The 13,079-nt window shown below is 37.1% G+C and carries 14 protein-coding genes; 1 reads left to right on the plus strand and 13 read right to left on the minus strand.

Translation table 11 applies throughout. The features are described from left to right. Window positions 1–111 precede the first annotated feature (111 nt). A complete protein-coding gene (locus CKJ95_RS01615; RefSeq protein ID WP_099351671.1) occupies window positions 112–978 on the plus strand; it encodes a YitT family protein in 867 nt (288 codons plus the stop codon). Between the two features lie 45 nt (window positions 979–1,023). Here CKJ95_RS01615 and CKJ95_RS01620 read toward each other — a convergent pair whose 3' ends face one another. From CKJ95_RS01620 to hisC, 13 genes are all read right to left on the minus strand, one after another. Beyond that, on the minus strand, window positions 1,024–1,701 hold the full coding sequence (locus CKJ95_RS01620; RefSeq protein ID WP_099351672.1) for a zinc metallopeptidase: 678 nt from the start codon (window positions 1,699–1,701) through the stop codon (window positions 1,024–1,026). A 117-nt stretch (window positions 1,702–1,818) separates the two neighbouring features. Then, complete coding sequence (ypjB, locus tag CKJ95_RS01625) at window positions 1,819–2,619, minus strand: sporulation protein YpjB (RefSeq protein ID WP_099351673.1); 801 nt, start codon at window positions 2,617–2,619, stop codon at window positions 1,819–1,821. Window positions 2,620–2,882: 263 nt separating this feature from the next. After that, window positions 2,883–3,473: a DUF1405 domain-containing protein gene (locus CKJ95_RS01630; protein ID WP_099351674.1), complete on the minus strand. Its 591-nt coding sequence runs from the start codon at window positions 3,471–3,473 to the stop codon at window positions 2,883–2,885. A 123-nt stretch (window positions 3,474–3,596) separates the two neighbouring features. Then, complete coding sequence (locus CKJ95_RS01635; protein WP_099351675.1) at window positions 3,597–4,364, minus strand: menaquinol-cytochrome c reductase cytochrome b/c subunit; 768 nt, start codon at window positions 4,362–4,364, stop codon at window positions 3,597–3,599. A gap of 155 nt (window positions 4,365–4,519) precedes the next feature. Continuing rightward, window positions 4,520–5,194: a menaquinol-cytochrome c reductase cytochrome b subunit gene (qcrB, locus tag CKJ95_RS01640; protein ID WP_099351676.1), complete on the minus strand. Its 675-nt coding sequence runs from the start codon at window positions 5,192–5,194 to the stop codon at window positions 4,520–4,522. Window positions 5,195–5,197: 3 nt separating this feature from the next. Continuing rightward, a complete protein-coding gene (locus CKJ95_RS01645; protein ID WP_099351677.1) occupies window positions 5,198–5,713 on the minus strand; it encodes a QcrA and Rieske domain-containing protein in 516 nt (171 codons plus the stop codon). A 190-nt stretch (window positions 5,714–5,903) separates the two neighbouring features. Further along, complete coding sequence (locus CKJ95_RS01650; RefSeq protein ID WP_099351678.1) at window positions 5,904–6,362, minus strand: YpiF family protein; 459 nt, start codon at window positions 6,360–6,362, stop codon at window positions 5,904–5,906. Between the two features lie 123 nt (window positions 6,363–6,485). Beyond that, entirely contained in the window at window positions 6,486–7,022 is a 537-nt protein-coding gene (locus CKJ95_RS01655; protein WP_099351679.1) for a ReoY family proteolytic degradation factor, read from the minus strand. Window positions 7,023–7,128: 106 nt separating this feature from the next. Next, window positions 7,129–8,382, minus strand: coding sequence for a tetratricopeptide repeat protein (locus CKJ95_RS01660; protein WP_099351680.1), 1,254 nt, complete (start codon window positions 8,380–8,382; stop codon window positions 7,129–7,131). Window positions 8,383–8,403: 21 nt separating this feature from the next. Next, the gene (locus CKJ95_RS01665; RefSeq protein WP_099351681.1) at window positions 8,404–9,342 is read right to left on the minus strand and encodes a hypothetical protein; all 939 of its coding nucleotides are present in this window, start codon (window positions 9,340–9,342) and stop codon (window positions 8,404–8,406) included. Window positions 9,343–9,469: 127 nt separating this feature from the next. Next, on the minus strand, window positions 9,470–10,768 hold the full coding sequence (aroA, locus tag CKJ95_RS01670) for a 3-phosphoshikimate 1-carboxyvinyltransferase (protein WP_099351682.1): 1,299 nt from the start codon (window positions 10,766–10,768) through the stop codon (window positions 9,470–9,472). A 42-nt stretch (window positions 10,769–10,810) separates the two neighbouring features. Further along, on the minus strand, window positions 10,811–11,923 hold the full coding sequence (locus CKJ95_RS01675; RefSeq protein ID WP_099351683.1) for a prephenate dehydrogenase: 1,113 nt from the start codon (window positions 11,921–11,923) through the stop codon (window positions 10,811–10,813). Between the two features lie 56 nt (window positions 11,924–11,979). Next, window positions 11,980–13,077: a histidinol-phosphate transaminase gene (gene hisC / locus CKJ95_RS01680; protein WP_099351684.1), complete on the minus strand. Its 1,098-nt coding sequence runs from the start codon at window positions 13,075–13,077 to the stop codon at window positions 11,980–11,982. Window positions 13,078–13,079 lie beyond the last annotated feature (2 nt).

Here is a 13,079-nt window from a genome sequence, read left to right on the forward strand (position 1 = left end):
TAAAATATAGAGTTTTGACAAACTTTTCTTTTATATAACATGATTTGTCAGATATTTACCCATACTTTATAATAAAGTGGCAAAATATTACTATCTCGGGGGTAAATCATTTTGAAGTTATCGATCAAAAGTATCTTTTTTATATTATTAGGCTCTGCCATCTTTTCGTTTGGAATTGTACATTTCAATATGCAAAATAATCTTGCGGAAGGTGGATTTACCGGAATCACTCTTTTGCTCTATTTTCTATTTGAATTCGATCCATCTTATACGAATCTAATATTAAATATCCCGCTGTTTATACTCGGGTGGAAGCTTCTAGGCCGTGTTGCATTTTACTATACAATGATCGGTACTATTAGTGTTTCAATATTTTTATGGTTATTTCAACGCTATCAGTTTGATATCCCACTTCATGGGGATTTAATGCTTGCAGCTCTATTTGCGGGTGTTTTTATTGGGGTTGGACTCGGTATTATATTCCGCTATGGAGGAACCACTGGCGGGGTAGATATCATTGCAAGGCTAGTTCGCAAATACGTAGGTTGGCCAATGGGACGGACAATGTTTTTGTTTGATGCTGTTGTTATCACGATTTCGCTTATTTTCTATCTATCTCCTCGAGAGGCAATGTATACGTTACTAGCTGTGTTTATTGGGGCAAGAGTGATTGATTTTATGCAGGAAGGTGCGTATGCGGCTAGAGGTGCGATGATTATTTCAGAGCAGAACGATAAAATAGCTGAAAAGATCTTAAATGAGATGGAACGTGGTGTTACGATTTTGAAGGGAATGGGGTCGTATACGAAACAAGAGAAAAATATCTTATATTGTGTTGTGGGTAGAAGTGAGGTTGGTCGCTTAAAACAGGTCATTATATCTGTTGATCCCCACGCTTTTGTTTCGGTTAGTGACGTTCATGATGTACTCGGTGAAGGTTTTACGCTAGATGAGAATAAAAAGCCAATAGAGCGATGAATAAAAAAGCCAGTTATCACTTTGATAACTGGCTTTCGGCTTATATTATTCTTCTGAACGAGTCATTCCTGTGTACATTAAGATCAATCTCAATAGTTCTAGTACCGCTACTGCAGCTGCTGCAACGTATGTTAATGCCGCTGCATTCAGAACCTTTTTAGTTTCACGCTCTTCATCATTCCGAATAACGCCTGCTGATACGATTTCATTCATTGCTCTTGACGAAGCATTGAATTCAACTGGTAGTGTTACAAGCTGGAATAATACTGCTGCTGCCATAAAGATGATTCCGTATAGCATTAAGCTTGGTATTGTGAAAATCATACCTGCAATAATTAAAATCCATGAAAAGTTTGAGCCAATGTTCGCTACCGGTACTAGTGCATGGCGGAAGCGAAGGAAAGCGTAATTTTGTTGATCTTGAATCGCGTGTCCAACCTCATGGGCTGCAACTGCCGCACCCGCAATTGAATTCCCGTAGTAATTGTTTGTAGATAGTCGAACAACTTTTGATCTTGGGTCATAATGGTCTGATAGCATACCAGGTGTTTCTTCAATTCTCACATCATATAGTCCATTTTGATCGAGTATTCTTCTCGCTACGTCTGCACCTGTCATACCAGATGAAGAGGGAATTTGTGAATACTTCTTATATGCGCTCTTAACTTTAATTTGCGCATAAATTGGAATGATAATGATTAAAGCAAAATAAACAAAAATCATTTTTTTTCCTCCATACTTATAGTATAGTTTAATTTTAATTTGAGTAGGACCTAAAGTCAATTGACTTGCTTACAAAATATAATCGTTAAAAAACAAACAGTGGGTTATGTCCCACTGTTATCGATTATCATAATCTCTTTGTTTTTGTCGCTTTTGTTTATCACCTTTATATTTTCTCCATCCGACATAAATTAATGTGAGAATAATGGCACCACCCGTTGATATCATCACCCAAATAAGTGATGGATCGGCTTCATCCTCTTTCATGCGTTCAAATAAGTTCTTCAGATCCATTTCCATTTGTTCAAGTTGCTGGATTCTTGTAGTTGACTTAAGGTCTTCATTTCGGTACGTATCTAAAAATGCGATATGTGAATCAATTTTTTGAACATCCTCTGGCGTAATATCAACCGTTATACTCGGGTGGATCATATCATATTTTGATAGAAAGACTGTCAGTTGATGATTAAAGCTTTCAGTATCTCCTTCTTCTACAGTTTCCTTCATATGTCCAAATGTCGTCATAATGGAATCTTCCATTTCAGTCCACATCGGCTGATGTTCGGATCTCATCGCATCAATCACTAAACGGAATTGTGTAACACGATTTATCCTATCTTCAAAACTGATTGAAGTCGAATTTACAGCTTCAAATGCTGAATTATGGGTCATTGTAATAATTCGAAGGTCATCCATTGAAAATGATTGTTCTCGCTGATTCATTCGTAAAAATTCATTTGAAAAATGTGTTAATAATTGCTTGGCATCCTTGTATCTTTCTTGCTTCACCATTTGCAGTGCCTGATCAGAGATTTGATCGAGCTTTTCCCAATTTTCTTCGTTGGAGGTGGCGTTTATGGATATAGGATGAATCATAACTATAAAGCAAATAATACATATAATTCTAGAAATTTTCATACTTGTCCCTCCTCAAACATCTAATAAAATGTATGATAGATTGGACAAGAGTAGACCACTAATTTTACTTTATTCAACAGAATAAGTTACGAACTTCTGTTGAATAAAGTAAAAAGCCTCCGGCGGATGTCACGATTTTTCAAAGGAAATTTTTCGACCAGTAAGATTAAAGACTAAAAGCGCCACTTCATGTGGCAACGTCTTTATGACCCACTTCCTGTGGGCCTAAAAGTCGGACGTCAAATACACCAAGGTGTATTTGATTAGATTAACTCTAATTTATATCGATCTTTTTTTATACAAAGAAGATAGGTAATTAAAATTGACACCATACTTAACCAAAATGTAAAGTACCCGATCTGAGGGATATATTGATCCAACACACTATACCTTGGCATCATAAAGAAAACGTAATCAATTACATCATTATGTAGGGTCCATATAGCTGCAATTACTAAATGAATCGGCTTTATTCGATAATAAGGAGCATATAATAGCCCTTGAATTGCCATTCCTAGATGAGAAAAAATAAGCATATACCCATATATATTTAGGCCGTCCACAAAATAAGTAAGAATATTCATAACTACTGCCCAGATCCCGTATTTAAATAGGGTAATAATGGCCAATGCTTCAATAAGCGGCCAGTTTTTTCTCAGTAAAAACGCGATTAAAACAAAACAAAAAAACAAACTTGCCGTCGGGCTGTCTGGAACAAAAATTAAAAATTTTGGAGGTGTAGTGTTTAATTGACTTTCATACCAAATATAACCATATATCGTACCAGGTATGTTAATGAGTAATAGAATCCAAAGCACCCAGCGTTGCCCCATTAAATATGAAATCCACTTCATTTATGTACCAACTTTCCTTTTTTCTTACCTCAAGATTCTCTTAAAAATAGTCTCTTTGTCAAGTTAAAAAAGGTTGTATTTCTAATAAAAAAAGCTGACCGTATAAGTCAGCTTTTTGTTTCATTATTTAGAAGTTACACCTGAAATAAATTCAGCTAGCTTCTGTAATTCTTCATCAGTTCCTTCGAACATACCTGGAGGCATTGCACCTTGACCATTTTTCGCAATGTCTGCGATTTCTTCAGCTGATAGTCCGTTATCTACTAACGCCTTTCCAGCTGGTCCCCCTTCAAGGTTACCACCATGACATCCGATACAACCTTTGTCTTGGTAAAGTAAGTATCCTTCAGATTCCTTATCTACCTCAGCCTCTTCTACAATTTTCGCAGATTCTGCTCTTGCTTCCCAGTCTACTTGAGAAGCTGATTCCCATGTTAAGTAAGCAGTTGCGGCAAATGCTAAAAGCATCATACCTGTAGCAATTGGGCGTTTAGATGGTCTACGCTCAGGACCACGATCTAAGAATGGTGCTAGTAAAAGTGCTCCAAACGCAAGTCCCGGAATAACAAGTACACCTATTATGTTATAATCACCTGATGCATACGTGTACTTAATTAATTGATACATGAATAAGAAATACCAGTCTGGTAATGGAATATATCCTGCCGCAGTTGGATCAGCGATTTTTTCCAATGGTGATGGGTGTGCTGCTGTTAAGCATAAAAAGGCTACTAAGAAAACAGAACCAACTAACCATTCTTTTAAGAGGAAGTTTGGCCAGAATGCTTCTGTTTTCCCTGGATACTCGGAGTAATCCTTAGGAATATGCTTTTTATTACTTACAGGAACACGTGAGTCCCCAACAAATTTCATTCCTTTTCCGCGATGCATAATCAGTCCCCCTCCTTTTTAGAGAATTTTTCATTCAAAAGAGTTTGTACATATTTTTCATTATTCAATCGAGCAAGCTCGAAAATTATTAGTCCATTTCAAACCAATGTGTGTAGTGCACACTTTACACTTCATAAAATGAAGGTAATTCCATCCTACAATGGACCAGAAATACCTTGACGACGAATCATGATAAAGTGAGCAGCTAGTAATCCAAATAATGCTGCTGGTAAGAAGAATACATGAATAGCAAAGAAACGTGTCAAAGTCTGTGCCCCAACAATTTCAGGGTGTCCCGCAATTAGAGTCTTTAAGTAAGGCCCAATGAGTGGAACTGATTCAACAATTTGGATTGTAACTTTTGTTGCGAATAACGCTTTCATATCCCAAGGTAATAGGTAACCTGTTAAACCGAGCGCTAACATGACAAAGAAAATTAAAACTCCCACTATCCAGTTAAGCTCACGAGGTTTTTTATAAGCACCTTGGAAAAAAACACGTAGGGTATGTAGGAACATCATGACGATAACCAAACTAGCTCCCCAGTGATGCATTCCGCGAACGATCTGTCCAAATGCTACTTCATTTTGTAAGTAATAAACAGAATTCCATGCATTAATGATATCTGGTACATAATACATTGTTAAAAACATACCAGATAGTACTTGGATGACGACGATAAAGAATGTTAATCCTCCAAAGCAATAAACAAACGCACTAAAATGATGCGCTGGGTTAACATGCTCAGGAACTTCATGGTCTGCAATATCTGCCCAGAGAGGAGTAATATCAAGTCGTTCGTCAACCCAATCAAAAATCTTATTTAACATTGATTACTTGCCTCCTCCAGGATGTGGTTTTGCTTTTCCTAAATATAAATAACCATCTTTTACTTCACTTTCAAATACATCTAATGGGCCCATTGGTGGTGTACCTGGAACGTTCATACCATCCTTTTCATATAAACCATAATGACAAGGACAGAAGAAACGATCTGGGTTAGCTGGATCTTCACCCCAAGAAACTGCACAGCCTAGGTGCTTACATACCGGTGACAATGCAATGATGTCGCCGTTATCTTTTTTATAAACCCATGCTGAATTTGGAACCTCTGATTCATACCATCCATCAACTTGATTTATTTTAAAATCAAATTTTTGAGGTTCATTTGAAATCTTATCAACACTTACCACTTGTACCATGTCTTGTTCAGCATCCTGCTGAAGTAATGGGTCAACTGCAAAGCGAACCATTGGCATTAACATCCCAGCTGCCATGAATCCACCTACACCTGTTAGAGTATAGTTTAGAAATTGACGTCTTGAAACCCGTTGTTTATTCTCGCTCATTTTTTTCCCCCCTCTATGCTAAGCTAAGTCCACTCCGGACATAATTGTACACATTTAAAACTAGGACATTCTCATGATATATCAATATTTGGTACAGGTCAATAATAGGATTTACCGAAACAATGGCAACTATGTGACTTTCTTAGGAAAAGTAAGGAATTTTTCAATATTATTGCTAAATAATGATGAATTATCTTTGCCAGATGTTTGTAAATAATGTGACAAGTTGTTTCATTTGATCTTGAAGCATCGTTTGTTTATATTTTTCTTCAACATATTCAAGCGGTAAAGTAGGAAGCCAAATTAGAGATCCATTTATATCCGATTCTACCTGTTTCCAGCTGCTATCAGACGTGATAAATATCGTATGCTTCATACCACCACTACTTAAATCGCTTGTCCACTGATTTAATCGAACTTTCGCCATTTCAAGTTCTTCACCATTTGAATACGTGAACGCAGGAAATAAGATAATTCTTCCTTTAAATTGACGTTCCACTTCATTTGAAAGAATGGTAATAAACTCCCCCATCGAAACAGTGTTTTTTAAGTTTCCTTCAAGCGAAACAGGAATGAGTGGAATGACAGCTGTATCAACATATTCCTTTGCTTGAATGTACACATCCATATCCTTGGTTACCCATTTCATTATGTATGCTTCCTTTCTCAATTGCGTTATGTTGTAATGGTAAACTCCTAAACTACCATACCATATTCTGGACAAATAAAAAAGACTGACACACTTTGTCAGCCCCAATGTTCATACAACCCTCTATAATTGTTTAAGTTGTTCAGTTAGCCTTTTAAACGCTGTCTCATCCTGTTTGTCAAGCGCCTCATCAATCCTCTTCAACAGATGTTCTTTTTGAAACATATGAATGGATTCCTCAAGAAACTTTTTCGCCAGCTCTTTATCCTGTTCGTTCACTTGAAGATGTTTTGGCATATATGGATTCTCTTCAAGTACAGCCACATAATTCGGAGAATGGAAGGAGGATCTGAAATTTAGTTGAATATAAATTTCTTCTTCCCTATTTAGTCGAATATCATGAAATGACTTTTCAGCATCAGTGGTCATGACATTTTCCTTATAAAAACGGAAGGGTACATCATCAACACAATGAGTCGACATAATGATTCCTCGAGGGCAGTATTGGGCTTGCTCGACAAAGTGGACATTTTTCATGAGTTGGTCATGGCTCATCAAGTAGTTTAAAATCCAAACACACTCTCTTCTCTTTAGCTGATAATTATTCAGAAACCAGCGAATGAAGTCTTTTTTCTCGTTGACAGATACAGGGGTAGTCATCGCATGCTTCCCTCCTCTGCTAGTATGGAGTAATTTTAATGTTATACTTCAACATTGACATCAAAATATCCTTCAAAAGGATGTTAAAAACAACAGAACTTTAAGCTTATTCAAGTTCGGATATTAATTCTTCAATCTCGTACTTCATTGGGTCATGCTTAAGAAGTTCCCTAAATACTTCGATTGCCTCTTCCCGTTTACCGTCCTCCAACAGGAAATATCCAAACTCTTCTAAAAACTCTGGAGTTTCTTTAAAAGAAGTATATGCATGACGGTAATGGTTTAATGCATCCGAATATTGTTCTAGTTTATTTTTTGCAAACCCAAGGTCCCACTCAAATTGTTCATCATATTCGCCATAGCTCATGACATTATCGAGGCATTCCACAACATCCTCGAATCTTTCTTCGCGCAATAGAAACTTTGAAAGTTGTAAAGTTGCTTCCAGATACCCTGGATCAATTCCAACTGCAGCGCGAAGGTACTTCTCAGTGTTTTCTTTATCTCCAAGCAGCATAGATATTCTTCCTGCATAATATGTGAGTTCTTTATTTAATGACTCCACTTCAAGACCCTCTAAGAGGATTTGAAGGCTTTCAGTGAAGCTTCCTTCTTCCTCATAAGCTTTAGCAAGGTATAAATAAAGTGAACCATAGTCCGGGTCTAGCTCTTTTAGTCTAGAAAGAATCTCAATTGCCTTTTTATAGTATTTTGCCTGAAAAGCAGTAACGCCGAATCCAAACAACGTATTACTATCTTCTTGTTTTTTGATTGCTTCTTCATAATACGGAAGAGCCTCTTCAAATTTACCTGTTGTACTATAGCTTTCCGCGATTCTGGCGTTAACATTTACACCTGCAACTTCGTCATTATCCTGTAAAACCTTCACATAATAAGGAATACTTTTGCTGTATTCGCCGTGAGTTGAATACAATTCTGCTAAAGCAAAATCAATGATTGGCTCATCCCCTGATTTTTCCTTAGCTAACAGAAGCTTTTGCTCACTCACTTCGTGTAAACCCTGCATCTGAAACAGGTCAGCTTGCAAAACAAGGGATTCCAAATAGACTGGGTCATCTTCTGAAATTTGCTCGAGAATTTCAATTGATTCCTCTTCCATATCTAGATCAATCATAATTTCTGCTAAAAATACAAAAAGCTCACCTTCATCAGGGTATCTTGCGATTAATTCCTCAACGATTTCTTTGGCTTCTTCGACAAAGCCCCATTTATAGTAACTTTCTGCAATGGTGTATTTTTCATCATCATTGGAGTATTCTCTTAGCTTCTTTAAAGCTTTGAGCCCTTCTTCAACTTTACCATCTTCAACTAACTGAATTGCATTCTCTAATCTATTCATAAAATTATTAACTCCTCTTACCTATCTCTCTTCCACCAATACGTCCGGATCATACGAAGATGCAAAAAAGCCAGGCTTTTTTACTATACATTCATTACCATAGCCGGAACGAAAGTATACATTAGCATCAACTTTTGTAAAATTACCTTTATGCATGGTGATTGTGGGTATAAGATTATGATAATCGAGAGTTGGCTTTTCATCAACTGAATAGCCTATAGAATCATTTTCATATAAATTATAATCTAGTTCTCCACCTACACGTATATCCCCTTTATCTGGATATATCCCGATCTTTTTTAACATATCAAAGGACAATGGTTCATTCTCAGTCGGACAAACCGGTATCGTCGGGATTCGATTCTCTTCAGTAATAGATTTCCACATCTCTTCTTTTCGATTACTATGAAAAATCGCCTTCTCTTTGATTTTCCACTCAGGAATGATTGGAATTTGGAATGAATGATAGGATTCCCTAATCCATCCCCATGGCACCTTGTATAGATCGTCCACTTTCTCAATTGTGACAATAATGACAGGGACCCTTTTTCGCCTGCAGGCAATAATGATAGATGGCGTTAAGGCTTCAAGGGGAATACGAATTCCTAAATAATAATCAATTGGACTATTTAACAGGTAATGCCTAGTATTCTTTAGTGAGTTGGCTAGTTCGCGTTCACTCTTTACGTCACTTATGACTAGTAAGGTTGTACAGCCTTTTCTCAAGTATTTTTCCGTCACTTCCATTTTAAAGGATTGAAATGAATGCCCTTTCGAAAAGGAGTAGTTAATCATAACATGACCGGGTGTTAATAAGTATTGTGATAGGTTTGTCTTCATAAAAGAGAGTCTTTTGAGGTTTTCTTTCATATAATCTACGCGTTGATTTTTTATAAGAATTGAGCATGTTATGACCCTATTATCCTTTAAAACATTCGCTTTTTCTAATATATATGGCATCAAACCTCCCCTTTCGCAAATCTTAGTCTTAAGACAAGCTATGCAAAAAGTAGTGGATGTATGTTAGTTTTTGTTCTTAATAAAACAGAAAACCCATGGAAATTCAGTTTTCCAAGGGTTTTCATTCTTAATCTTCCTTTATTAATAAATCAAGGTGTTCAAAAAAGCTTGGGTACGAAACTTTAATGGAATCATAATCTTCAAGAGAAACTTCATCACCCGCAATACATGCCGCAACAGCTAGCATCATGCCAATTCTGTGGTCTCCATGACTATGAACATGTCCACCCGTTAATTGTTTCTTCTCGCCTGATATAATCATTCCATCATCTGTCGGTTCAATTGAAACTCCAAGTTTAGAAAGCTCGCCGACAACTGTGTCAATTCGGTTTGTTTCCTTTACCTTAAGCTCCTCGGCATCTTTAATAATTGTTTTACCTTCAGCCTGTGTTGCCAAAAGCGCAATGACTGGAATCTCATCAATTAAACGCGGAATGAGGTCACCACCAATTTCAATCCCTCTTAACTCAGATGTTTGGATTGTTAAATCAGCAATAGGTTCGTTATTTTCCACTCTCTCATTCTCGATTTCTAGACGTGCTCCCATTTTAACCAGCACATCAATAATACCTGTCCTAGTTGGATTCATTCCAACATTTTTCAGTGTAATTCGACTGTTTGGTACAATCGCCCCTGCAACAAGGAAGAATGCAGCAGAAGAAATATCCCCAGGAACCTGAATATTTGTTCCTATGAGCTTCTGTCCGCCTTTTACTTTAACAGTTAGACCTTCCTCTTCAACATCACAGCCATAGGCACGCAGCATGCGTTCAGTATGGTCTCTTGATTTATGCGGCTCAGTAACAGATGTTGTCCCTTTCGCATTTAAACCCGCTAAAAGAATAGATGATTTTACTTGTGCACTTGCTACAGGAGAAACATAGTCAATTCCCTGTATTTCGCCACCTCGAATTGAGAGTGGAGTAAAATTCCCATCTTCTCTTCCATCGATTTTTGCTCCCATTTGACGCAATGGTGCTGTTACCCTCTTCATTGGCCTCTTTGCAATTGACTCGTCCCCAATCATGCAAGTATGAATTGGTATACCAGAGAGAAGTCCGACCATTAGTCTTGTGGTTGTTCCAGAATTACCTGTATCTAATACTACTTCTGGTTCACGTAGCCCTTCAAAACCTACTCCTTCAATTTCAACATGGTCCTTATCCTGTGTAATTTTCACACCAAGTTTTTGAAAACAACTAATCGTACTTAAGCAGTCATCCCCAGGTAGAAAATTGTCCACAACTGTTTTCCCTTCTGCAATTGCCCCAAGCATAATAGAGCGATGGGAGATAGATTTATCACCAGGAATATCAATTGAACCATTGAGACCTGTAATATTTGTACGTAGCTTTATTGAATCCATATTACCACTCCTAATCAAATACCCCTTTGTGTTTTTTATACATTATCCATTAAATGTTTCATAATTCGTCTTGCTTTCAATACATAACTTAGCTTTGGCACGATCCTCGTCACTTTGGAAGCTGATACGTAACGCACCGTAGATTTCTTCTCTCGTCTCAATAATTCTGATATTCGTAATACTAATTCTTTCTTGAGCTAGAAGACCTGTGATTTCCGAAACGACACCAGGATAATCCGGAATATCAACATATAAATCGTAGAATGAAGGTATAGCACCTTTTGTACGAGTAGGAAGTCCATCGCGAAAGTTTTTGGCATCCATAAAATAATTATAAATATCATCGCCATTTCCACTTGCTACAAAGTTTCGGATTTGTTCCATTTCGTCAATCCAATTTTCAAAAAGATCTAGTAATACATTTCGATTATGTAATAATATATCACGCCACATGGACGGATTACTAGATGCGATTCTAGTAATATCGCGAAAACCTCCTGCTGCTAGTGGACGAACCAGTTCATTTTTTTGATCATATTTTAGCGCTTGATGTACAAGACTTGCTGCAACAATATGTGGAAAATGACTAATTACACCAGCAACACGATCATGCTCCTCAGGAGTCATGATAACAAAATTTGCTTTTGTTCCCTTTAATAGAGTTTTAAGTTGCTCTACACCAAGTTTACTAGAAGGTGATTCATTATGGGGGGTAAAAATATAAAAAGCATTCTCGAATAAATGTTCCTTCGCAGCAACAACACCACTTTTATGAGAACCAGCCATTGGATGGCCACCGATAAAGGTTACACCAATCTCCTCAAAAATGGAATCTGCTGTATGAACAATTTCCTGTTTCGTACTCCCCACATCAGAAACGATGACATCTTCTTTTAGCTCATATAAGCTGAGCTCATGAATAATGTCAATCGTCTGCTTTACTGGAACCGATATAAAAATATAGTCACATGTATGTACGACATCCTCTAGCTTAAATACCACTTCATCAATCACTTGTAACGTTTTTGCCAACAGTGATGATTCTGTATTGCTATCAAAACCATAAATTGTAGCATTAGGATGTTCCTTCTTTATCGCAAGTGCAATTGAACCCCCTATTAAACCAAGTCCAATTACTAATATATTTTTTCCCATCTCATCACCACCGATAATAGAAACACTAATGGGGGTTACATTGAACCCCCACAGTTTTACTTCTGTTGATTTGCTAACATCTCTGAAAGTATCGCTATAAGTTCACTATTTTGTTCTTCTGTGCCAACAGTAATTCGAAGGCTAGTTGGAAAGCCTAGAGCATTTCCTGAGCGAACAATGAAACCACGCTCCAATAAATAGTGGAACACATCATCACCTGGTTGTTTAAAATCAATCAAAATAAAATTTCCGAACGATGGATAATAAGATAATTGATTTTCCTCACAGAAACTATAATACTGCTGCAAGCCTTGTTTGTTTTTCTCAACATAAGAAGTGATAAAATCTTGATCATCTATTGCAGCAGCTGCTGCTATTTGACCTACTCGATTTGAATTGAACGGCTGACGAACAGGTTCAATTTTATTGATGAAATCACTGTTTCCAATTGCATAGCCAACGCGAAGTCCACCAAGGCCATATGCCTTTGAAAAAGTCCTTAAAACAAGTAAGTTAGGATAGTCATTTAGAAGTGCAACAGTATTTGGATAATCCTTTTCATTTGCCGCAAATTCATAATAAGCTTCATCCATTACAATTAGGACATGCTTTGGAACTTGCTTCAAGAAATGATGAAGTTTCTCTGAGTTCACATACACTCCTGATGGGTTGTTTGGAGAGCAAACCCAAACAATTTCCGTATTCTCATCGATTTGCTTGAGCATTCCATCAAGGTCATGATGACCATCAATTAGCTCAACCTCACGTACTTCTGCCCCTTCTATAATAGCATTATGCTTATACTGCGAAAATGAAGGATTTGCCATAACTGTATTTTTGCCAGGTGCAAGTAAAGCAGCCGTAATAATGTGAATGACATCGTCAGACCCATTCCCAAAAAGAAGTTGTGAACCATCTACACCTAAGTGTTTTGCGAGCTTTTCTCTAAGCACCGTTGCATAGCCATCAGGGTAAATCGCAAATGAGTCCAAGCTATTTTTAACTGCTTCTTTAACTTTTTCTGAGCACCCATATGGATTTTCATTTGAAGCTAATTTCACAATCTTTTCTAAACCGTATTCTCTTTTTACTTCTTCAATTGGTTTTCCTGGTTGATATGGTTTTAAATCTAATAACTGTTCCTTGATATTCATCT

It is taken from the genome of Fredinandcohnia onubensis (genome assembly GCF_002734285.1).
Taxonomy (GTDB): domain Bacteria; phylum Bacillota; class Bacilli; order Bacillales; family Bacillaceae_L; genus Ferdinandcohnia; species Ferdinandcohnia onubensis_A.